Source organism: Georgenia sp. EYE_87 (assembly GCF_023148685.1).
In the GTDB taxonomy this organism is placed as follows: domain Bacteria; phylum Actinomycetota; class Actinomycetes; order Actinomycetales; family Actinomycetaceae; genus Georgenia.
In genome coordinates, this window is record NZ_JAHXNL010000001.1 from 533,179 (window position 1) to 555,131 (window position 21,953).

The following is a 21,953-nucleotide window of genomic DNA, read 5'->3' on the forward strand; positions in this document are numbered from 1 at the left end:
CCGCCGCCGCGGGCGAGTCACGGCGCGCCGGGCCGTCCCGTGACCTGTGCCACGCGTTTGTAGGGAAGCGACAACAGGTCCGTTTCGACTTCGTAGGCGTCGTAGGCGCGGGCACCGGGGGCGCGGTTGGCATGGTTGGACGGTGCTAGCCCTCCTCTGCCCTGGTCAGGGCGCCCAGACCCCCGGCATGCTCGCCCCCTGGCTCGAGGTGCCGGAGCTCCGGCAGCGGCTCGAGCGCTACGCCGAGGTCACCGAGCTCGACCTGGTCGCCCTGGGCACCACCGCGGACGCGGACACCATCCGCGACACCCGCGTCGCACAGCCGCTCATCGTCGCCGCGTCCCTCCTCAGCCTGCACGCCCTGACGCTCGAGGACGTGCCCGAGGCCGACGTCACGGCCGGCCACTCCGTCGGCGAGCTGGCCGCCGCCGCAGTCGCCGGGGTGCTCACCGACGAGCAGGCCCTCGTCCTCGTGCGCGAGCGCGGCCGGGCCATGGCCGACGCCGCCGCCGCCCGTCCCACCGGCATGACCGCCGTCGTCGGCGGGAAGCCGGAGGAGGTGGCGGAGGCGCTGGCCCGCCACGGGCTGACCGCGGCCAACGTCAACGGCGGCGGCCAGGTGGTCGCCGCCGGCACCGCAGAGCAGCTCGAGGCCCTCGCCGCCGACCCGCCCGCCCGCGCCCGGGTCATCCCGCTGCAGGTGGCCGGCGCGTTCCACACGGAGCACATGGGCCCCGCCGTCGACACGGTGCGGCACGCCGCGGCGTCCCTGGCCCCGGCCGACCCGCGCCTGACGCTGCTGTCCAACGCCGACGGCGCCGTCGTCACCTCGGGCGCCGAGACGCTCGAGCGGCTGGTGACGCAGGTCGCGAACCCGGTCCGCTGGGACCTGTGCTGCGAACAGCTGCTCGCCCTGGGGGTGACCGGCGTGGTCGAGCTCTGCCCCGGCGGCGTCCTCACCGGACTCGCACGACGTACGCTGCCGGGGGTGGAAACCGTGGCCGTGAAGGGCCCCGAGGACCTGCCCGCCGCACGCGACCTGATGACCCGCCACGGAGGAAACCGATGACCCGACCGACCCTGCGCGCCGCGCAGCCCGTCCAGCACGCCCGCATCCTGGGGGTGGGTGGCGTGCGGGGCGAGAACGTCGTCGTCAACGACGACATCGTCGGTCCCATCAACTCCTCGGACGAGTGGATCCGCCAGCGCACCGGCATCGTGTCCCGGCGCCGGGCGGGCGCGGACGTCACCGTCGCCGACCTCGCCGAGGCGGCCGCCCGCGACGCGCTGGCCGCCGCCGGGCTGGAGGGCTCGGACATCGACACCGTCCTGGTCTCCACCGTCACGTGGTTCGAGCAGACGCCGTCCCTCGCCGCCGTCATCGCGGACCGCATCGGGGCGACGCCCGCGCCCGCCTACGACATCTCCGCCGCCTGCGCGGGGTACGCCTACGGCATCGCCCAGGCCGACGCCCTCGTGCGCGCCGGCACCGCCCGCCACGTGCTGGTCATCGGCGTCGAGAAGATGTCGGACTTCATCGACCCGACGGACCGCTCCATCAGCTTCCTCCTGGGCGACGGCGCGGGCGCGGCCGTCGTCGGACCGTCCGACGAGCCGGGGATCGGGCGCACCGTGTGGGGCTCGGACGGCTCCGCGTCGACGATGATCCGCCAGACCCACTCGTGGCTCGACTACCGCAACGCGGAGCCCGGCGACGAGGTGGAGTGGCCCACGCTGCGCCAGGAGGGCCCGTCCGTCTACAAGTGGGCGGTGTTCCAGATGACGCCGGTGGCCGAGCAGGCCATCGAGGCGGCCGGGCTGAAGCCGGAGGACATCGACGTGTTCCTCCCCCACCAGGCGAACATGCGGATCATCGACCACATGGTCAAGAAGCTCGGGCTGCGCGAGGACGTCGTGGTGGCCCGGGACATCGCCGAGACCGGCAACACCTCGGCGGCGTCCATCCCGCTCGCCACCGAACGGCTGCTCCGCGAGGGGCAGGCCAAGAGCGGGGACATCGCCCTGCAGATCGGCTTCGGCGCCGGCCTCGCCTACGCCGCCCAGGTCGTCGTACTGCCCTGAGCCCCGCGCGCCCGCGTGGCGGGCGGGTGGCCACCCCCTCCAGACTGTCAACCGACAAATCAGCAGCAACCAACGAAACGGAGCACCCCATGGCTTACAGCGAGCAGGAGATCCTTGCCGGCCTGGCCGAGATCGTCAACGAGGAGACCGGCCTGCCGGCCGAGTCCGTGACCGCCGAGAAGTCCTTCACCGACGACCTCGACGTCGACTCGCTCTCGATGATGACGATCGCGACGCTGGCCGAGGAGAAGTTCGACGTGCGCATCCCCGACGAGGAGGTCGGCAACCTCAAGACCGTCCAGGACGCCGTCAACTACATCAACAGCGCCCAGCAGGCCTGAGGTCCGCCGGGGGTGCACCGGCCGGTGCACCCCCGCGCCGCACCTCTCCCCTGCCACCCGTCCCGTCCGCCGCCCAGCCGGGCGGTCCCACCGAGCCTCTGGAGCAACGCATGGCACAGCCCACCGTCGTCATCACCGGTCTGGGCACCACGAACCCCCTCGGCGGGGACGTGGCCACCACCTGGGACATGGTCCTGGCCGGCAAGTCGGGCGTGCGCACGCTGGAGAACGACTGGGCCGAGCGGTACGAGATCCCCGTGAACTTCGCCGGCACCCTGGCCGTCCCGGCCGACACCGTCCTGCCCCGCCCCGAGGTGCGACGCATGGACCCCTCGGCCCAGTACGCCCTCGTCGCGGCCCGCGAGGCCTGGGAGGACGCCGGCAGCCCCGAGGTCGACGGTGAGCGCCTCGGTGCCGTCGTCGGCTCCGGCATCGGCGGCGTGTGGACGATCCTGGACGCCTGGGACGTCGTGAAGGAGAAGGGCGCCCGGCGGGTCATGCCGCTGACCGTGCCCATGCTCATGGCCAACTCCCCGGCGGCGAACATCTCCGTCAAGTTCGGGGCGAAGGCCGGCGCCCACGCCCCCATCTCCGCCTGCGCCTCCGGCGCCGAGGCGATCGCCTACGGCGTGGACATGATCCGCAGCGGCCGCGCCGACGTCGTCATCGCCGGCGGCACCGAGGCGGCCATCCACCCGCTCCCCCTCGCGGCGTTCGCCAAGATGCAGGCGCTGTCCACCCGCAACGACGACCCGGCGGGCGCCTCGCGCCCCTACGACGTCGACCGGGACGGCTTCGTCATGGGCGAGGGCGCGGGCATCGTGGTGCTCGAGTCCGCCGAGCACGCCGCCGCCCGCGGCGCCCGCGTGCACGCGGTGCTCGCCGGGGTCGGCATGAGCGCCGACGCCTTCGACATCGCGCCGCCGGACCCGACGGGCGCCGGGCAGGAGCGGGCCATGCGGATCGCCCTGGCGGACGCGGGGGTCGAGGCCGAGGACGTCGTGCACGTCAACGCGCACGCCACCTCCACCCCGGCCGGCGACGGCGTCGAGGCGGCCGCGATCGGCCGCGTCGTCGGCGACGCCACCGCCGTCTCCGCGACGAAGTCCATGACCGGCCACCTGCTCGGCGGGGCGGGCGCCCTGGAGACGGTCCTCACCGTGCTGGCCGTGCGCGAGCGGCAGGCCCCGCCGACGATCAACGTGGCCAACCTCCAGGACGACATCACCATCGACCTGGTGCGTGACACCCCGCGCGCGCTGCCGGACCGGCAGATCGCGGCCGTGAACAACGCGTTCGGCTTCGGCGGTCACAACGTGGCCCTGGTGGTCACCTCGGCCTGACCGTCCCCCGCACGACGACGGCGCTCCCTCCCACGGGGCGCCGTCGTCGTCCGTCCGGCGGAACTCTGCACACAATCTCCACACGGCGCGGTCAGGACCTCCAGCGGGCCGCTCCTAGGCTCGGGGCATGACCGAGGACGCCGCACGGACCCTGCTCGTGGTCGAGGACGACCCGACGATCAACCAGGCCCTGACGGACCGCCTGGTGGCCGAGGGCTTCCGGGTGGTCCAGGCCTACGACGGGCCCGGCGCGGTGGCCGCGCACGCGGAGCACCGGCCCGCCCTGGTGGTTCTCGACGTCATGCTCCCCGGGTTCGACGGGCTCGAGGTGTGCCGGCGGGTGCAGGCGACGCACCCGGTGCCCGTCCTGATGCTCACCGCCCGCGTGGACGAGACGGACGTCCTGGTGGGGCTGGGCGTCGGCGCGGACGACTACGTGACCAAGCCCTTCCGCCTGCGGGAGGTGGTCGCGCGGATCCGTGCGCTCCTGCGCCGCGTCGACCGGGCCAGCGAGCTGGCCGGGACGTCGGTGCCCCGCCTCGTCGTCGGCGACCTCGCCGTCGACCGCGCCGGGCGCCGCGTCAGCGTCGACGGCGAGCCGGTGCACCTGACCCCGCTGGAGTTCGACCTGCTCGTCGCGCTCGCCACCGCCCCGGGGACCGTCCGCAGCCGCGAGGAGCTCATGAGCGAGGTGTGGGGCTGGGCGGACGCCCGCGGCACCCGCACCCTGGACAGCCACGTCAAGGCGCTGCGCGCGAAGATCGGGCCCTCGCGGGTCCGCACGGTCCACGGCGTCGGCTACGCCGTCGAGGCATGAGCGTGACCTCCCGGGGGGACCGCCCGCTGGACGGCATCGGCTCCGTCAAGGTCAAGTTCGGCGTCCTCGTCGGGCTGAGCATCGTGGCGGCGTCGCTGGTCTCGGAGATCGGCGACCGCGCCGGCGTGCCGCCCTGGCTCACCGTGCCGGTCACGGTGGCCGCCGCCCTCGCCGTCACCCAGTGGCTCGCCCGCGGCATGACCTCCCCGCTGCGCGAGATGACCCACGCCGCCGCGCGGATGGCGACGGGCGACTACTCCACCCGGGTCACCGCGACCTCCGCGGACGAGGTGGGCACGCTGGCCCGGGCGTTCAACACGATGGCGGTCGACCTCGCGACCGCGGACCAGCAGCGCCGCCAGCTCATCGCCACCGTCTCCCACGAGCTGCGCACGCCGCTGGCCGCGCAGCGCGCCCTGCTGGAGAACCTGGTCGACGGCGTCGTCCGCCCCGACGACGCCGCGCTCGGCAGCGCGCTGGCCCAGTCGGAGCGGCTCGGCGACCTCGTCGCGGACCTGCTCGACCTCAGCCGTCTCGACGGCGGCGCCACGACCCTCTCCCTCGGACCGGTCGCCGTCGCCGACCTCGTCGAGCGCGCGGTCGCCGAGGCCCGCATCGCCCGCGACATCCGCTTCGTCACGACGGTCAGCCCCGACCTGGTCGTCCAGGGCGACGCCGCTCGGCTGACCCAGGTGGTCGTCAACCTGCTCGACAACGCCGCCCGGCACTCCCCCGCCGGCGGCGAGGTCTCCGTCAGCGCCGGCGCGCACTCGCCCGCCGAGTGGTACCTCGAGGTCGCCGACGACGGGCCCGGCATCCCCCCGGAGCGCGCCCAGCAGGTCTTCGGTCGCTTCTGGACGGCCGACGACGGGGGCGGAACCGGGCTCGGTCTCGCGATCGCCCGCTGGATCTGCGACCTGCACGGCGGCTCGATCGCCTCGCTGCCGCCCCTCCCCGACGGCCACGGCGCCCGGGTCCGGGTCGTCCTGCCGCGCACCCCGGCGCCCCCCGCCACCACTCCCGAGGAGCACACCGTGTCCGCACCCGCCTCCCCCGCCGTGCCCGGCCCGCCTGCGCGGCGGCCCGTGCCCGACCCGCTGCCGACCGCGGACGGCGCCCCGCCGGCCCGGGCGACGCTGACGGAGTCGGTCTTCGGAGCGCTGTGGCCCGAGAGCGGTCCGAGGACCGCCCCGGTGGCGCTCTTCGGCGCGCTGGCCGTCGGGGCGTTCGCCGCCGCGGTGCTGCCCGAACGGCCGCTCGGGCTGGGACTCCTGCTGGTGCTCCTGCTGGGCGGGGCCCTGGTGCTGCGCAGCTCCGTCCGCCGGACCCGGCCGTGGACGCTCTTCTCGGCGGCGCTGTGCCTGGGGCTGGGCTCTCTGGTCGTGCTCCGGGCCGCCGAGTGGCTCGCGGTCCTCGGGATGCTCGTCACAGCGGTCCTGGTCACCACGGCGCTCACCGGCGCCCGCCGGCTCGTGCCGATGACCGCCGCCGCGGCGTCGTGGATGCTCGCGGCGGTCCGCGGCCTCCCGCTGCTGGGCCGCACGCTCACCGCCACCAGCGGCCACCGCCTGCTGTGGCCCGTGCTCCGCACCGCCGCCGTCTCCCTGGCGGCGCTGGTGGTCTTCGGCGGTCTCTTCGCCTCGGGTGACGCGATCTTCGGGTCCTGGGTGGCGGCGCTGGTGCCCGACCTCGCGTGGGACTCGCTGATCTTCCGGTCCTTCGTGCTCGCCGCCGTCGCCGGGGTGGTCCTGACCGGCTGCTACGTGGCGCTCAACCCGCCGCAGGTGGAACGCCTGGGCCTGCCGGCGCCGAGGCCCGTGAAGCGGGCGTGGGAGTGGCTGGTCCCGGTGGGCGGCGTCGTCGCGGTCTTCGCCGCGTTCGTGACGGCGCAGGCGTCCGCGATGTGGGGCGGCCACGACTACGTCCGCCGCGTCACCGGCCTGAGCTACGCCGACTACGTCCACCAGGGCTTCGGCCAGCTCACGGTGGCGACGGCGCTCACCCTGGCGACCGTGGCCCTCGCCGTGCGGAAGGCGCCGCGGGGCACCCCGCGCGACCGGCTGCTGCTGCGGGTCGTGCTTGGCGCGCTGTGCCTGCTGACTCTCGTGGTGGTCGCCTCGGCCCTGTTCCGGATGGCCGTGTACCAGCAGGCGTTCGGCTTCACGGTGCTGCGGGTGCTGGTCGACGCCTTCGAGCTGTGGCTGGGCCTCGTGGTCGTGCTGGTCATGGTGGCGGGCTGGCGCTGGTCGGCCGCCTGGCTCCCGCGGGCGGCGCTCGCCTCCGGCGCCGCGTTCCTCCTGGCGATCGGGCTGGCCAACCCCGAGGGCTGGGTGGCGCGGCAGAACATCGAGCGCTACGAGGAGACCGGGAAGATCGACACCCACTACCTCGCCACCCTCGGCCCGGACGCCACCCCGGCCATCGTCGACGGCCTGCCCGCACGGCTCGCCCGCTGCGCCGTCGGGGTGCCGGACGACGCCGCCCCCCGAGACCTGCTCTCGTGGAACCTGGGGCGGGCGCGCGCCGCGGGCCTCGCGCCTGCTGCGGGGGCGGACCGGTCCGGCTGCCCCTGAGCGGACGACGACGGCGCCGCCTCCCTTCCCCGGTGAGGCGGCGCCGTCGTCGTGGTCGGTCTAGCCCACCCGGTGCAGCCAGCGGACCGGCGCACCGGCCCCGGCGTAGCGGAAGGGCTCGAGCTCGTCGTCCCAGGCCTGCCCGAGCGCGAGGTCCAGCTCGTGGCGCAGGCGCGCGGGGTCGGCGGCGTGGGCCAGCGCCGCGCGGACCCGGTCCTCCGGGACGACGACGTTGCCGTGCGCGTCCGTCTGGGCGTGGAAGATCCCGAGCTCGGGGGTGTGCGACCACCGTCCGCCGTCGCAGCCCGGGCTCGCCTCCTCGGTGATCTCGTAGCGCAGGTGCGTCCAGCCGCGCAGCGCCGAGGCGAGCCGTGCACCGGTTCCCACCGGTCCCACCCAGGAGTGCTCGGCCCGGAACATGCCGGGCGCGGCAGGCTGTGGCGTCCACTCCAACGACACGCGGGTGTCGAGCACCGTGCCCGCGGCCCACTCGATGTGCGGGCACAGCGCACGGGGCGCAGAGTGCACGAAAATGACGCCGCGGGTAAAGGCACCACTCATGTCGACTCCTCCTGGTCTGTTCGAGGTACGTCTTCCCCAACGACCTCTCGCCTGACCAGGCGTGACATGTTCGCGCGGCGAACAGGGCCCATCATGCCCGAAACCCGTGCGGCGCGCCACACCCTGGGGGTCACAACTGCTCGCGGACCGCCTTCATCGCCTTCTTGCGCACGCTGCGCTCGAGCCGGTCGAGGTAGAGCATCCCGTCGAGGTGGTCCACCTCGTGCTGGAGGCAGCGCGCCATGAGCTCCTCGCCCTCGACGACGACGGGCCGGCCGTCGAGGTCCATGCCCTCGACCCGGGCGTACCAGGCGCGCTTGGTCGGGAACCACAGCCCGGGGACGGAGAGGCAGCCCTCGTCGCCGTCCTGGAACTCGTCCTCGGAGAGCTCCACGATGCGCGGGTTGAGCACGTAGCCGATCTCGTCGTCGATGTTCCAGGAGAAGGCACGGAGGTTCACCCCGATCTGGTTCGCCGCGAGACCGGCCCGTCCGTCCTCGTCGACGGTCTCCAGGAGGTCCTCCACGAGGGACCGGACTCGGGCATCGATCTCGGTGACCGGCTCGCACGGGGTGCGCAGCACGGGGTCGCCGACGACTCGGATCTCACGCATCGCCATGCTGCGTATCGTTTCACGCCGGGGCCGGTGGTCCCTAACCGCCCGCGTCCGGTGCCTGCCCGCCCGCGTCGAGCACCGCCTTGAGGACCGCCTCGCGGACCGCCTCGCCGATGACGCGGGCGCCGGCCGCGGTGGGGTGCAGCCCGTCGGACGCCATGCCGTCCGCGAACCGGTCGCCGTCGCGCACGCCCGCCGGCGCGTCCACCCACTGCCACCCCTCGTCGGCCGCGAGGTCCTCGAGCTCGGCGTTGAGGTCGGTGGCCAGGTCAGGTGCGGCGTCGATCGGCGGGACGGCCGAGAGCACCACCCGCGGGGCGCCGACGACGTCGGCGATCCGGCGCAGGTTCTCCCGGGTGCCTGCGGCCGGCTCCCCCGAGCCGACGTCGTTGGTTCCGGCGAGGACGACCAGGACGTCGGCCTCGACGGGCTCGACCGCGGCCGCCATCTGCGCCGTGGTGGCACCCCACCGGGCCCACCCGCCGGCCAGCACGACGTCGTCCCCGACCGCGTGGTGGACCCACGACTCGGGCCCGAGCCGCCCGCCGTCGAAGTCGGGGCTGTCGGCCTCGGTGATGGAGTCGCCGACGACGGCGAGCCGGACGGCGTCCGGAGCTGCGGTCCCGGCGTCCACGACGGTCTCCGGGCCGTCCGCGCAGCTCCCCGGGAGGAGAGCCGCCACGACGGCGAGCACCAGGGCCGCCATGCGCACGTCGGTCACCTCCCGCTTCCCCCGACATGGTCACACGGGTCAGGCCTGCCCGGGCGGGCGTCCCGCCGTCGCGGTGTCCTCCGGCCTTTCAGAAGGACGTTGACCGGGTCGCCGCGGTGGGCGGACCATGGGCTTGTCGGAACAGGTGGACGAGGAGGTCTGCCATGAGGCTGAGGTGCCGGGTCGGGATCCACTCCTGGCAGCTGAGGAACGAGCCCGCTGTCCCGGGCCGGGCGGCCCGCTACGCGCAGTGCCGCCGCTGCGGCAAGGAACGCCGCGAGTACACGCCGCTGGGCACTCGCTGGGTCTGACGCGAGCGTGCCCGCCCGGTCCGACGACGGTGCCCCCGGCGGGGCTTGAACCCGCGACCGACGGATTATGAGTCCGCTGCTCTGACCGGCTGAGCTACAGGGGCGCGCGCGACGCTCCGGCGCCACGACGCCGTCCAGCGTACCGGTGTACGGACGGTTACCGTGTCCATCATGATCGGCCGCCGCACACCCAAGCTGCCCCGCGAGGTCAGCACCCACCTGGACCGCCAGGACGACCCGCTCGCCTGGGCCGAGCTCACCGACGGCCGGTGGGCCGTCGTGACCACCCGGGCCCTCGTGCTCGCCGAGGCCGCCGGCGTCAGCGGCCGCTACCCCTGGCACACCGTCGAGCACGGACGGTGGGACGGCGAGGCCCGCGAGTTCACGGTGTCCTGGGTCGACGGCGCCACCGTGCCGCTGGTGCTGCGACCCACCAGCGACCAGGTGGAGCACTTCACCTCCGTGCTGCGCGAGCGCGTGCAGTCCTCCGTGGTGCACACCGAGAGCATGGACACCCCCGGCGGCGCCCTCGTCCGGGTCAACATCCGCCGCGACGAGTCCGGCGGCCTCCTCTCGCAGCTGACGGCGCAGGGACCGCTGCGCGGGGACGACGCCGAGCGCCAGCTCATCGACGACCTCGAGCGCCGGGCGCGGGCCGCTGTGGGGCTTCCCACATGAGCGTCGGCCCGTGGTGGTCCGGAAGGACCTCCGTTCTTTGCTAAAGTCTCATCTCGCGATCCCGCGTAGCTCAATTGGCAGAGCATCCGACTGTTAATCGGACGGTTACTGGTTCGAGTCCAGTCGCGGGAGCAGCAAGGCCCGGATCCCCTTGAGGGCTCCGGGCCTTCTTCTCTGCGCCGGCGCGCGCGCCGGCTACATCCGGTGCGGCCCGTGGCGACCGTCCGGTACTGGTCACCCGAGGGTGGGATGACCGTTAAGCGTTCATTCATCCATCTGACACTCGGGGTTTCACCCGTGCTCACCCGGCAGATGCGCCGCGTTCAGGCCCTGACGTCCTGTCTACTGGGTCGATCCCCAGCCCCAGCAGAACAACAGGCGGCGCACCGGAGAGCATCTCCAGTCTGGGGACGGTGCGGACGCCCGACCAACCCACCGTGTCCGCCAGCCACCTGCCCCGCTACCACGTCTCTCTCCGGGCCCGGTGCTCATCGCGAGCACCGGGCCATCCGGTCGAGATCTGCAGAGCACCGTTGGCGCCGGCACCGACCGTGATCGCTCGCTCGGACCGGCCGGCCGGACATGAGAAACCGCTCGGCTCGCCGACATGATGCCAGGAAAGGGGATCCGACCCGTGAGTTCCTCCCCCACGGTCAGACCGGACCACCTTCGCGCTCAAACCCTCAAGCCCGTCCCCCGAGAAACGCACGAGAGCACACTCGCCGCTCACCTCGACACCACAGCTCCGCAGGAGACCGCGATGACCGTGGCGGCCCCCGCCGCGGTCGTCTCCCAACCTGCTGCCCGCCCATCGGTCACGCTGATCATTCCCGCGCTCAACGAGGCGGAGAACCTGCCCTGGGTGCTCGAGCGGATCCCCGCCTCCGTGGACGAGGTCATCCTCGTCGACGGGTACTCCACCGACGACACGGTCGCCGTCGCGCGCCGCTGCCGCCCCGACATCCGCGTGGTCCAGCAGCGCGGGCGCGGGAAGGGGATGGCGGTGCGCACCGGTTTCGACGCGGCCACCGGCGAGTACATCGTGATGATGGACGCGGACGGGAGCATGCACCCGGCTGAGATCGACGACTTCGTCACCGCGCTCAGCGAGGGCTACCAGTTCGTCAAGGGCTCGCGGTACCTGCCCGAGGCCGGCTCGACGGACATCACCCGACTCCGCAACTGGGGGAACCGCTGCCTTGTCACGGCCGTGAACACCATGTTCGCCGTGCCGTTCAGCGACCTGTGCTACGGCTTCGTGGCATTCCGGCGGGACGTCCTGCCGGTGCTGCAGCTGACGGCGCACGGCTTCGAGATCGAGACGGAACTGATCCTCCACGCGATCAAGGCCCGGCTGCGGATCGCCGAGGTGCCCAGCATGGAGCTCGAGCGCCGGAACGGGGTCTCCAACCTCAACACGTTCAGGGACGGCGGTCGCGTGTTTCGGACCCTTGCCCGCGAGCGCCTGCGCCGGCGTCCTCCTCTGGTCGTCGACTCGCTCCACCGACGCCCGGCGACGGAGACGCAGGTCACGCTGGCAGTCGTGCATGCACAGTCCGAGGTGACGACGTCCGTCACCGTCGAGGTCCAGGCCACCGTCTCCGTCGACGACCCGCTCGGCCAATGAGCGAACGGACCGGGGCCGAGCCCGGTGCACCGCCACGGCACCTCGCCGTGTCTGCTGTGGTCTGCGCGTACAGGGACGACCGCTGGCCGCTGACGCAGCGCGCCCTAGGATCCCTGGTGTCGCAGACGCGCCCTCCCGAGCAGATCGTCCTGGTGGTCGACCACAACGATGAGCTGCTGAGCCGGGCGCGGGCCGCCTTCCCGGACGTCGTCGTGGTGTCCAACAGCAGTGTGCGGGGCCTGTCCGGAGCCCGGAACACCGGTGTGGCCGTCTCCCACGGCGACGTCGTCGCGTTCCTGGACGATGACGCGGAGGCCGCGCCCGACTGGCTCGAGCTGATGATGCGGCACTACGACGTGCCCGAGGTGCTGGGGGTGGGTGGACACGTCCGTGCACACTGGGTCCAGGGCCGCCCCGCCTGGTACCCGGCTGAGTTCGAGTGGGTGGTCGGCTGCTCGTACCGCGGGCAGCCGACGTCGCTGGCGGAGGTGAGAAACCCGATCGGCGCGGGCATGTCCTTTCGCCGGGCGGTCTTCGAGACGGTCGGCGGTTTCGACGCGTCGGTAGGCCGTGTCGGCTCGCTCCCGGTCGGGTGCGAGGAGACCGAGCTCTCCATCCGCGCTCGGCGCCGCTGGCCCTGCTCGAAGATCATCTACGACCCGAGCGCCGTCGTCGCGCACACGGTTCCTCCCGAGCGCGCGACGGTGCGGTACCTGCTCGCCAGATGCTGGTCGGAGGGGATCTCCAAGGCCGCGGTCGCCCGGCTCGCCGGGGCTGGCCCCGCGCTCGCCGCCGAACGCGGGTACGTACGCCGGACCATCCCGCGCGGCGTGGCTCGACAGCTCTCCGGCCTTCGCGGACCGCACGACCTCCATCGACTCGCCAGCGCGGCGGCCATGTGCGCCGGCCTCGGCAGCGCCGCAGCCGGCTACGTCCTGCACCGCGGGCGAGAAATCGTTCGACGCCCTCAACCCAAGGAGACACCATGACCCTGGTCGACAAGCCGGGCCACGGTCCGACATCAGCTGCCGGCGGCGTCGCGTCCGCCGACCGGTGGACACACTTCGACCTTCACGGCCGGGTGTCGATGCGGGTGGCGCGCGGGACCCCGACAGCACCGCAGCTGAAAGACATGTTCCGCTGCTTCCGGACGACCTCCCCGGGCTCCGGCGACTCCGAGCTCGTCGTCAGCAAGACCTTCGAGCAGATCCCCGACGCCGCAGACCTCGAGACCACGCTCAGCTACACCGACGACGCGGTGACGATCCCGGACGCACGGGTCCAGGTCGTGAGGACCGACGCCGGTTACCGCCTTCACGGTCCGGGAGAGCTGCTCACCAGCGTTCTGCCGCTCGTCGACGCCCTCATGGTCAGAAACGGAGCCGCCACGTTCCACGCCGCGACGATCGAGTACAAAGGCATGGGTATCGCCATGCCGGCCGCCGGCGGTACCGGCAAGACCAGCACCATCGCGAAGTTCATGCGGCTCGAGGGCGCGTCCTTCATGGGCGACGACTGGGGGTTCCTCTCCGAGGACGGAGAACTGCTCGGCTTCGCCAAGCCGATGTTCATCAAGCCGCACCACCGCGAGATCTACCCGCACCTCTTCGAGGGCCCGCGCAAGCCGATGGTGCCGGTCGGGCTCTCTCGCCCGGTCGGCCATCTCACCACGGTCGTGCACCCTCTGTTTGCCCGCTACCCGCGTGCCGCCGCATTTTCCCGCCGCTGGTCCCCTGAGCACCGGATGACCACCCCCGAGAGGGCCCTCGGCGACCGGGCGATCTCCACCCGGGCGCCGCTCACCATGGCGGTTTACCTGGAGCGATATGCCGGCAGCACCACCCGGGTCGTGGAGCGCGACGTTCGCTGGATGGCCTCCCGCATGGTCGGCAACTTCCACATCGAGATGCCTGGTCACTCGCAGAGTCTCGTCACCGCCCTGGGCGCGACCGGGATGCTCCCCCTCGACGAGTACTTCAGTGCGAAGGCAAGCGTTCTGCGCTCCGCCCTGAAGGACGTGCCGACGTTCCTCATGCAGGTTCCCGCGGCGATGTCCCCGGACGCGGCCTCGGACTCGATCGTCTCCCACGTCCGTCGGCTCCTCGGTGAGGGAGACGCATGAGCACCGAGACCGAGCCCCAGGCGGCGGCCGACCGCCGCCCGACCGTCGCCGACCTGACGGTGGTCGTTCCCGTGCGCAACGCCGAACGCCTGCTGGAGGGCTGCCTGGCCTCCGTCGGCGCCGCGGGCGCGCGGGAGGTGATCGTGGTGGACGGCGTGTCCTCCGACGGGAGCCGCAAGGTGGCACGCCGGCACGGGGCGAGGGTGCTGTCCGACGGCGGGCGCGGTCTACCCGCCGCACGCATGATGGGCGTCGAGGCGGCGTCCACCCCCTGGGTGGCCCTGGTGGACGCCGACGTCGTTCTCCCCCCGGGGGCACTCGCGTCCCTGCTCGAGGAGTACGTCGAGGGAGGGTACGTCGCTCTCCAGGCGGGCCTCAAGAGCACCTCCGGGCCCGGCTACTGGGGCAGGGCGCTGACTTTTCACCACCGCACCGGTCGCAGCCGGTACTGGTTCGGTGTCGTCGCCACGATCGTGGAACGACAGACGCTTCTCGAGACCGGCTTCGACCCGAGGTTCCTGTCCGGCGAGGACATTGACCTGAGGTGGCGGTTGAGGCAGGTCGGCCGCATCGGGGTCTCGCGCACCACCCTCGTGACGCACCGCTTCGACGGCGACACGTTCGAGTTCGCGCGCGACCAGTTCCTCATGGACGGCAAGGGACTCGGACGTATGGTCAGGACCCGGGGCCTGCACGCGGCGCACCTCCTCGCGCTCCCGGCCGCGGCGGGGATCCGTGGCCTCGCGCTGAGCGTGCGACACGGCCACCCCCAGTTCATTCCCTACTTCGCGGCCTTCACCGCCTACAACTACGTCGGCGTGGCACGGGGGCTGGCCACCTGATGACGTCGTTGCGCGACAGGCACGAGACAGCTGCCCCGCCAGTTCCCCCTGGAACTCTGCAGGGCAGCTCGCTCGGTCTGATCGCCGGCAAAGTCGCCCAGATGGGTAGCGGATTCGTCTTCTGGATCGTCGCTGCGAACATCACTTCCGCGCAGGAGGTGGGCCTCACCGCCGCCATGGTGAGCGGGGTGACGCTGTGCACCCAGTTCGCTCTGCTCGGGGTCGGAGCCGCGTTCATCCGTTCCTTCCCCGAGTTCGCCGCTGCGCCCAAGGCTCTCCTGGACTCGGCGATCACGATGGTGGCCCTCGCGGCCGTCGTCGCCGGTGCGCTGTTCCTCGGCCTGAACGGGACGCTCAGCACGAACATGGCCGCCGCCATGACCGACGGGACAGCGGCCACGCTGTTCCTCGTGATGGCCGTCCTGGGGACGCTCGGGGCCCTGCTCGACCAGGTGTCCATGGCGCTCGGGCGCGGCAGACAGGTCCTCGCCCGGAATGTCGCCGGCTCGCTGGTCACCATCACCGCGGCGTTCGTGCTCGGATCCGCCAGGACCGAGGTCCCCGCCGCGGACCTCTTCCTCTGCTGGGTGCTGGGCGGCGCCGCCGCGGCTCTCATCGGGGTGTGGCAGCTCCGCCGGTCCCTGAGATACACCTATCGACCGCGACCCGCACGGGCCCTCGTCCGCCTGCTCGCGCGGCGTGGCGTGCCAAACCATGCCCTGACCTTGTCGGAGCGCGTCCCGCCCCTCCTGCTGCCCATCCTCGTCACCGAGTTCCTCAGCCCGACTTCCACCGCCCACTGGTACGCGGTGTGGATGATGGCCTGGGCGGTGTACGTCATGCCGATCTCCGTGGGCATCGCCACGTTCGCCGAGGCGGCACGAGTCCCCGCCACGATCAGCCGGACGTTACGGAGCTCGCTGCGCTGGTCCCTCAAGCTCGGGACGCTCGGTGCGGTCGGCCTCGCGCTCGCAGCGGTACCGGCTCTCTCGCTGCTCGGTCCGGACTACGCCCAGCAGGGCGCCTGGCCGCTCCGGATCCTCGTGGTCGGCGTCCTCCCGGTCACGATCGTGCAGACGTACTTCTCGCTGAGCCGCGCGGCGGGCCGGATACGAGAGGCGCTCGTCCTCGGCGTCCTGTCCGCCTGTGCCGCCGTGACTGCGACGACGGCCGCCGGGCTCTCCCACGGCCTGCTCGGCATGGCGGTGGCATGGGTGCTCGTGCAGGCAGCCACCGCTGCGTGGGCCGGTGTGCGTATCGCGGGCATGGTTCGACGGATCGCCGGGCAGACCTCGGCGACGGCCGGCGAGCCCGACCCGGTGGTCACGCCGACGCTCGCCCAGACGGCCGCGTCCGCGCTGGGCAAGGGCGGCGCTGACGCCGCCGTCGCCGCGCCCGCCGGTACAGCCCTGGCGCGGTCCCCACGGTCAGCCCCGCCCGATCCCGGACCGATCATCCACCAGCGCCAGCTCGTGGCGGACGACGGCCCACCCGCTGGTCTGGCGGTGCTGGAGCCAGGCTCGGCGCGCGGTCCGGTACGGACGGGCACGGCCAGACACGCCAGAGCCGCTCCGCCGGGCCGCGCGACCCCGCGGCGCAACGCGCTGCTTGTCGGCGTCGCGCTCGGCATCCTGCTGGCGGGCTCGGTCCTGGCTGTGACGGCCGCTGCGTCGATCGACATGGCTGACGCCACCGACACGGGGATCGTCGAGCTCCTTCCGGCCACCTACTGGATCGGCATCGCCGGGATGTGCGTCCTTTTCGGGACCCTGCTCGCGGTCCGTTCTGCCCCGGACTGGCTCCTGGGCGTGTGCGTCGTCGGCCTGGTGGTGGTGCTGTTCGGGGTACCCGTCGTCGCGTCCGAACTTCCCCGGCTCAACGTCTCCTTCCGCCACGCGGGTATCGTCGAGAACCTCGCCCGCACCGGTACCCCGGACCCCAGCCTGGACGCCTACTTCAGCTGGCCCGGCTTCTTCATGCTCGGTGCGCTGCTGAGCGAGATCGCCGGTTTCGAGAAGCCGCTGTCCCTGGCCCACCTGGCCCCGCTATACACCAACCTGCTGTACCTCCCGCCGCTCATTCTCCTGATGCGCGCCCTGACGTCGGACCGCCGACGGCAGTGGCTGGCCATCTGGGTCTTCTATCTGGCGCAGTGGCCGAACCAGGACTACTTCGCACCCCAGAGCTACACGTACCTCCTCTACCTCACCTGCCTCGCCGTCGTCCTCAGGTGGTACAGCGGACCCCACACGGGCCCGTCGGGCAACCTGTTCCGCCGGCAGCCTGCTGCGCCGCAACCACTCCTCGACACACCCGTCGGTCCCTCGCTGCCGGACCGCACCCGCGCGCTGCTCTTCGCGGTGCTGGCTGTGCTGGTCCTGGCAACGGTGCCGAGCCACCAGCTCACCCCGTACGCCGTCCTGGTGGCGCTCGCGGTGCTCACGCTCGCGCACGGACGGAGCGTACGGACGTTGACAGCCGTGACGGCGGTCGCCGCGCTCGCCTGGCTCCTCTTCGCCGCGACCGCCTACACCTCGGGGCACCTTCCGAGCCTGCTCGGCGACGCCGGAGACATCGGCATGGCGACCAACGCCAACCTGCTCGAACGGATCGAGGGCACACCAGGCCATCTCCTCGTCGTGCGAGTCCGCCTCGCCTTCTCCGCCGTGGTGGGGGCGCTTGCCGTGGTGGGCACGCTCCGCCGGCTACGGCACGGCCGGTGGGACCGCACCGCGGTCATGCTGGGCGCAGCCGCGTACCTCCTCCTCCCGATGCAGCCGTACGGCGGCGAGATGCTTCTCAGGTGCTACCTCTTCTCGCTGCCCTTCATGGCCTTTCTCGCCGCTGCAGCGCTCCTTCCGACCCCCGCGCGCCTCCCCGGCAGGTGGTGGGCGGTCCCAGTGGCCGTCGTGGTCATCACCGGTCTGCTCGCCCCCGGCCTGATCGTCAGCCGCTACGGCAACGCCCGGATCGACCAGTTCACCAAGGGGGAGGCAGCCCTGGTTTCCGCGATGTACGCGGGGGCGGACCCGGGTGCCTACCTCTTCGCCCTGGCGAACAACGTCCCCTGGAAGGACCAGGAGTACGAGCAGCACGAGTACCGCATCGTCGACAACATGGGCACTGACCCGGGAGACCCCGCCGAGCTCGCGACGCACATGACCGAGCTCGCCGAGAGCTCGCGCGGCGGCGGCTGGTTCGTGGTCACCCGGAGCCAACGCGCCTACACCGAGTTCTACGGAGGGCTCGACCGGGCCACCGAGGAGCAGCTGACCGACGAGCTCGAGAACCGGCACGGATGGCGACTCGTCGCCAGCAGCAGTGACGGCGCTCTCTTCGCGAAGGAGGCCCGGCCATGAGCGCTTCCCGGAGCGGTGCCGCCGCCACTGCGCGCGCCGTCGTGGCGACCTCGGACAGGCGGACGACCGCGGCTCTCATCCTGGCATCCGCGATCGCGCTCGCCGCGTACTTCCTTCCGTTCCCACCCGTGCCGCGGGCTGCGGTCGAGCTGTCATTCCTGCTCGTCTGCCCCGGACTGGCGTTGGTCCGGATCCTACGACTGCCCTCCCGGCTCGCGGTCGCCTCTCTGGCGGTCGCGCTGAGCCTCGTGCTCGATCAGGTGGTGGCGATGGTGGCGATGTACGCCGGGGGCTGGAGCCCCGGGGCGGCGCTCGTGGCTCTCGCGGTCCTGACCGTCGCCGCCGCTCTGGCCCCGCATCCGTCACCCAGACACCTGCGCGTCAGGACCTGACCATGTTCCGGCTCAGCGACGTCGTCGAGGCACTCGTCCGTGCCACCGGCCTGGTCAGCGCCGCGGTGGTCGTCCTCGTCCTCCTCCTGGCCGAGATGTCACACCTCAGCGGGCACGGCAGTGGACTCAGCCGCGGCCACCGGTACGCACTTCTCCCGGCATCCGTGCTTCTCGTGGTCGCCACCGTCCTCACCCTCCAGGACATCCTGTGAACGGCGCGCCCGCAGCCCCGGAGGACCTCTTCCTCGTGAGCGACCTCCACCTGGGCGCGTACGAGCAGCCCGGCGGCCCGCACGACCGGGCGTTCGCCGAGTTCGTCGACGCGGTCGCGCGGGCCCAGGATCGACGCGGCCGATCGTGGCGCCTGGTGCTGCTGGGCGACTTCCTCGACTTCCCGGCGGCGGCCCCGCGCACGCGGTCGTCGCGCGGGATCGGAGCTGCCGCTCGGGCGGCGGCGGTGATGGATCGCGTGCAGAGGTGCGCCCCCCTGTCCCTCGCCGGCGTGCGGTCGCTGCTCGAGAGAGGCGGCCGGGTCGACGTCGTCGCGGGCAACCACGACTTCGAGCTCATGCACCCGGACGTCCAGCGGGTCGTCGCGGACCGCCTCCGGGCCGGAACCGGCGGACTCGCGTTCCACCCCTGGCTCTACAGGGTGGACGGACTCCTCCATGCCGAGCACGGCAGCCAGCACCACGACATCAACCGTGTGGGTTGCCTGCTGGCTCAGGCCGAGCAGCTGTCCCGGGGCACGCCGAGGACACCCGCCGCCGTGCTCGCTCGCGCTCACCGCGACGGTAGCGCGGGAACGGTTCGTGGCATGGCGGGGACGGCCGCCGTCCCGATCCTCGCCGCCGCGATGCTGGTGGCCGCCAGCAGGGCCGACGGCATGCGCGCCCGTGCGAGCTACGCAGGTCATCTCGAGGCCTACGCCCCCAGCGTCGACCTGCCCGCCGACGTGCTCGCCGAGCTGGACGGCGTCTCGCGAGTCAGCACGACTGCCACGGTCCTGCGCATCCTGAGGCGCACCGCGGGGCGTGGAGCGCAGCACGAGATGAACCAGGTGATGACGGCCAGCGCAGCAGCCGTGCACGAGGTGCTCCGGACACACCATCGCGAGACGCCGTTCTACGTCTTCGGGCACACCCACGAAGCCCGCCGCGTCGAGCTGCCGACCCCGCGTTCGTCGACCGATCGACCCGCTCTCTACCTCAACACGGGGACGTGGTCCCCCTTCGCCAGAGGGGTGAACGCGGTCCACCAGCGGGATCGCCCTACCTGGGTCCACATCGACGCGACGGCCTGCCGGGCCCGCCTGTGCCGGTGGGGCGTGGACAAGCCGTGACGGCTCACGCCGGTGTGATTCCCACCGGCAACGACAGACATACCTGCGATGAAAAAGGTGTGATCGTGACAGTCCCAGACGCGGCCCGGTCCCGGGCCGACTCGCACGGGCGGCTGAGGACAGCTGCGCTCGTCCTTGCCGCCCTGCTCGGATGGTCCGTACTCGTGCCGACCGCGGCTGCGGAGCCGGTCGATGCCGGCTACCGCGACTTCTCCTACAGCACCTCCATCAGCGCCCCCACGGGCGACAAGCCCCAGAGCAAGCTGTGGCACAACGACGGCTCGTGGTGGGGCGTGCTGTACAACGCCACCTCCAAGAACTGGGAGATCTTCCGCCTCGACCGGGCCTCGCAGACCTGGACCACCACCGGCACCGCGGTGGAGACACGCAAACCGGTGCAGTCTGACGTGCTCTGGAGCGGCGGGAAGCTCTACGTCATGTTCCACGTCAAGGCGACGTCGTCGCTCGCGGACGTCAGGGTCACCATGACGAGGCTCAGCTATGACGCGCAGGCGAAGAAGTACGCGACCGACGCCGGCTTCCCGGTGACCGTGACGAACAAGAAGGTCGAGTCTGCCGTCATCGACCGGGACAGCACCGGCACGCTCTGGATGGCATACACGGACACCACGGGGACGGGCCGATCCGTCTTCGTCACCAGGACCAACGGCGGCGACGGGCAGTGGATGGCTCCGTACGTGCTGCCGACGGCGGGCGCCAGCACGCTCGGTTCGGACGACATCGCCACCCTCGTGGCGACCGGCGGCAAGGTCGGCGTCCTGTGGAGCAACCAGACGGAGGACAGGCTGTACTTCGCCACGCACGACGACGGGACGGGCGACACCGCCGCCGACTGGTCGCTCAAGGAGGCCCTCTGCGACCTCCCACGCTGCGCCGACGACCACCTGAACATCAAATCGGTCGACGCCGCCTCGGGACAGGTGTTCGCCGCGGTGAAAACCTCCCTCAACGACGGCTCCCAGGTCGCGGGCGACCCCCTCATCGTGCTCTATCGGTTCGACATCGCCACCGCCCAGTACACCGCGCGCACGGTGTGGACAGTAGCTCAGGACGTCACCCGCGCTGTCGTCGTGCTCGACGCCGCCAACTCCCGTGCTCACGTGTTCGGTGCGGCGCCCTGCTGCAGCGGCGGCGTGGTCTACTCGAAGAACATCTCCTTCGACCTGAGCACCGGGTTCGAAGCTGGCCTCGGCACGCCGGTGATCAAGAGCGCTCTGGACCCGAAGGTCAACAACGTCACCTCGACCAAGCAGTCCGTCACCACCTCGACCGGCCTGGTGGTGCTCGCAGGTGACGACAGCACGCGGTACTACCTCCACGCCTACCTCCCGCTCGGCGAACCGCCGACCCCTCCCCCGGACACGACGGCACCGTCGATCGCCGGCGTCGTCCCCGCCGACGGCGCCACCGACGTGAGCGTCACCCCCACGGTCAGTGCCACGTTCGACGAGGACGTCGACCCCGCGAGCGTCACGGCCTCGACCTTCACCCTGGAGGGACCTGCGGGCATGGTGCCTGCCGCCATCTCCACGTCCGGCCGCACCGTGACGCTGACGCCGCAGTCGGCCCTCGCGGAGAACACCTCCTACACCGCCACGCTTCACGGCGGCACGAACGGTATCCGCGACCTCGCCGGCAACGTCCTCGCCAGCGACCGGACATGGACGTTCACCACGGCGGGATCCGCGCCACCGCCACCGCCACCACCACCGAGCGAGACCGTCACGCTGACACCGACAGCCGACGCGTTCGTCCGCAGCACCACGCCCGGCGCGAACTACGGCGCCAGCAACATCCTCAGCGCGGACAAGGCCCCTGTGGACGTCTCCTACCTCAGGTTCGACCTGCGCCCCTACGCCGGCCGGACCGTGACGTCGGCGACCTTGCAGCTCCGGGTCACCACGAGCGGGTCCACCGGTACCCAGACCGTCAAGCTGGTCCCCGAGACCGCCTGGACCGAGAGCACGCTGACCTACAGCACCCGGCCCGCAACAGGCACCACGCTGGGAAGCCTGGCGAGCACCACGCGGCACACCACGTACGTCATCTCCCTCACCGCCTCGGAGCTGACCGCGAGCCTCGGGTCCGAGCTCACGCTCGCCCTTAACTCGACCACCAGCAGCGATGGTGTCGAGGTCGCGTCGCGCGAACAGGCGTCCTACGCGCCTCGGCTGACCCTCACCTTCTCGTGACCCAGGGGGGTCACGGGGCCAT

General features: G+C 72.3%; 20 protein-coding genes and 2 tRNA genes. 18 read left to right on the forward strand and 4 right to left on the reverse strand.

Annotated elements, in window-relative coordinates; genetic code table 11:
- Window positions 1-142: 142 nt before the first annotated feature.
- The 6 genes from KZX45_RS02375 to KZX45_RS02400 all read left to right on the forward strand — a co-directional run bounded on the left by KZX45_RS02375 (window position 143) and on the right by KZX45_RS02400 (window position 7,156).
- Window positions 143-1,069, forward strand: coding sequence for an ACP S-malonyltransferase (locus KZX45_RS02375; protein WP_248256090.1), 927 nt, complete (start codon window positions 143-145; stop codon window positions 1,067-1,069).
- Window positions 1,066-2,082 (forward strand): beta-ketoacyl-ACP synthase III, encoded by a 1,017-nt coding sequence (locus KZX45_RS02380; protein ID WP_248256091.1) that lies wholly within the window; start codon window positions 1,066-1,068, stop codon window positions 2,080-2,082. Before KZX45_RS02375 ends, KZX45_RS02380 begins: the two co-directional genes overlap by 4 nt.
- 89 nt (window positions 2,083-2,171) lie before the next feature.
- Window positions 2,172-2,423 (forward strand): acyl carrier protein, encoded by a 252-nt coding sequence (locus KZX45_RS02385; RefSeq protein WP_248256092.1) that lies wholly within the window; start codon window positions 2,172-2,174, stop codon window positions 2,421-2,423.
- A gap of 110 nt (window positions 2,424-2,533) precedes the next feature.
- Window positions 2,534-3,766, forward strand: coding sequence for a beta-ketoacyl synthase (locus tag KZX45_RS02390; RefSeq protein ID WP_248256093.1), 1,233 nt, complete (start codon window positions 2,534-2,536; stop codon window positions 3,764-3,766).
- Between the two features lie 127 nt (window positions 3,767-3,893).
- Window positions 3,894-4,583 (forward strand): response regulator transcription factor, encoded by a 690-nt coding sequence (locus tag KZX45_RS02395; protein WP_248256094.1) that lies wholly within the window; start codon window positions 3,894-3,896, stop codon window positions 4,581-4,583.
- Complete coding sequence (locus tag KZX45_RS02400) at window positions 4,580-7,156, forward strand: DUF4153 domain-containing protein (RefSeq protein ID WP_248256095.1); 2,577 nt, start codon at window positions 4,580-4,582, stop codon at window positions 7,154-7,156. Before KZX45_RS02395 ends, KZX45_RS02400 begins: the two co-directional genes overlap by 4 nt.
- 60 nt (window positions 7,157-7,216) lie before the next feature.
- Here the strand turns inward: KZX45_RS02400 and KZX45_RS02405 are convergent, their stop codons facing one another.
- The 3 genes from KZX45_RS02405 to KZX45_RS02415 all read right to left on the reverse strand — a co-directional run bounded on the left by KZX45_RS02405 (window position 7,217) and on the right by KZX45_RS02415 (window position 9,054).
- Window positions 7,217-7,717 carry a DUF3145 domain-containing protein gene (locus KZX45_RS02405; RefSeq protein ID WP_248256096.1) on the reverse strand — a complete coding sequence of 167 codons (501 nt, stop codon included), beginning with the start codon at window positions 7,715-7,717 and terminating at the stop codon, window positions 7,217-7,219.
- 130 nt (window positions 7,718-7,847) lie between these two features.
- Window positions 7,848-8,336, reverse strand: a complete 489-nt coding sequence (gene def, locus KZX45_RS02410) for a peptide deformylase (protein WP_248256097.1) — start codon at window positions 8,334-8,336, stop codon at window positions 7,848-7,850.
- Between the two features lie 34 nt (window positions 8,337-8,370).
- Entirely contained in the window at window positions 8,371-9,054 is a 684-nt protein-coding gene (locus KZX45_RS02415; protein ID WP_248256098.1) for an SGNH/GDSL hydrolase family protein, read from the reverse strand.
- A gap of 155 nt (window positions 9,055-9,209) precedes the next feature.
- On the opposite strand from KZX45_RS02415, the gene KZX45_RS02420 reads away from it, so the two are divergent.
- Window positions 9,210-9,356: a hypothetical protein gene (locus KZX45_RS02420; RefSeq protein WP_248256099.1), complete on the forward strand. Its 147-nt coding sequence runs from the start codon at window positions 9,210-9,212 to the stop codon at window positions 9,354-9,356.
- A 30-nt stretch (window positions 9,357-9,386) separates the two neighbouring features.
- Here KZX45_RS02420 and KZX45_RS02425 read toward each other — a convergent pair.
- Window positions 9,387-9,460 (reverse strand) — tRNA-Ile (locus tag KZX45_RS02425).
- A 67-nt stretch (window positions 9,461-9,527) separates the two neighbouring features.
- Here KZX45_RS02425 and KZX45_RS02430 point away from each other — a divergent pair.
- The 11 genes from KZX45_RS02430 to KZX45_RS02480 all read left to right on the forward strand — a co-directional run bounded on the left by KZX45_RS02430 (window position 9,528) and on the right by KZX45_RS02480 (window position 21,931).
- Window positions 9,528-10,034, forward strand: coding sequence for a hypothetical protein (locus KZX45_RS02430; protein WP_248256100.1), 507 nt, complete (start codon window positions 9,528-9,530; stop codon window positions 10,032-10,034).
- A 59-nt stretch (window positions 10,035-10,093) separates the two neighbouring features.
- Window positions 10,094-10,166: transfer RNA gene (locus KZX45_RS02435), tRNA-Asn, on the forward strand.
- A 628-nt stretch (window positions 10,167-10,794) separates the two neighbouring features.
- Window positions 10,795-11,661 (forward strand): glycosyltransferase family 2 protein, encoded by an 867-nt coding sequence (locus tag KZX45_RS02440; protein ID WP_248256101.1) that lies wholly within the window; start codon window positions 10,795-10,797, stop codon window positions 11,659-11,661.
- Window positions 11,658-12,650: a glycosyltransferase family 2 protein gene (locus KZX45_RS02445; protein WP_248256102.1), complete on the forward strand. Its 993-nt coding sequence runs from the start codon at window positions 11,658-11,660 to the stop codon at window positions 12,648-12,650. Before KZX45_RS02440 ends, KZX45_RS02445 begins: the two co-directional genes overlap by 4 nt.
- On the forward strand, window positions 12,647-13,783 hold the full coding sequence (locus KZX45_RS02450; RefSeq protein WP_248256103.1) for a hypothetical protein: 1,137 nt from the start codon (window positions 12,647-12,649) through the stop codon (window positions 13,781-13,783). Before KZX45_RS02445 ends, KZX45_RS02450 begins: the two co-directional genes overlap by 4 nt.
- A complete protein-coding gene (locus KZX45_RS02455; RefSeq protein ID WP_248256104.1) occupies window positions 13,780-14,625 on the forward strand; it encodes a glycosyltransferase in 846 nt (281 codons plus the stop codon). The genes KZX45_RS02450 and KZX45_RS02455 overlap by 4 nt, the downstream gene beginning before the upstream one ends.
- 101 nt (window positions 14,626-14,726) lie before the next feature.
- Window positions 14,727-17,984, forward strand: coding sequence for a lipopolysaccharide biosynthesis protein (locus KZX45_RS02460; protein WP_248256105.1), 3,258 nt, complete (start codon window positions 14,727-14,729; stop codon window positions 17,982-17,984).
- Window positions 17,981-18,376 (forward strand): hypothetical protein, encoded by a 396-nt coding sequence (locus KZX45_RS02465; protein WP_248256106.1) that lies wholly within the window; start codon window positions 17,981-17,983, stop codon window positions 18,374-18,376. Before KZX45_RS02460 ends, KZX45_RS02465 begins: the two co-directional genes overlap by 4 nt.
- A gap of 2 nt (window positions 18,377-18,378) precedes the next feature.
- Window positions 18,379-18,588 carry a hypothetical protein gene (locus tag KZX45_RS02470; RefSeq protein WP_248256107.1) on the forward strand — a complete coding sequence of 70 codons (210 nt, stop codon included), beginning with the start codon at window positions 18,379-18,381 and terminating at the stop codon, window positions 18,586-18,588.
- Window positions 18,585-19,718: a hypothetical protein gene (locus KZX45_RS02475; protein WP_248256108.1), complete on the forward strand. Its 1,134-nt coding sequence runs from the start codon at window positions 18,585-18,587 to the stop codon at window positions 19,716-19,718. Before KZX45_RS02470 ends, KZX45_RS02475 begins: the two co-directional genes overlap by 4 nt.
- A gap of 65 nt (window positions 19,719-19,783) precedes the next feature.
- Window positions 19,784-21,931 carry an Ig-like domain-containing protein gene (locus KZX45_RS02480; RefSeq protein ID WP_248256109.1) on the forward strand — a complete coding sequence of 716 codons (2,148 nt, stop codon included), beginning with the start codon at window positions 19,784-19,786 and terminating at the stop codon, window positions 21,929-21,931.
- The last annotated feature ends 22 nt before the right edge of the window (window positions 21,932-21,953 follow it).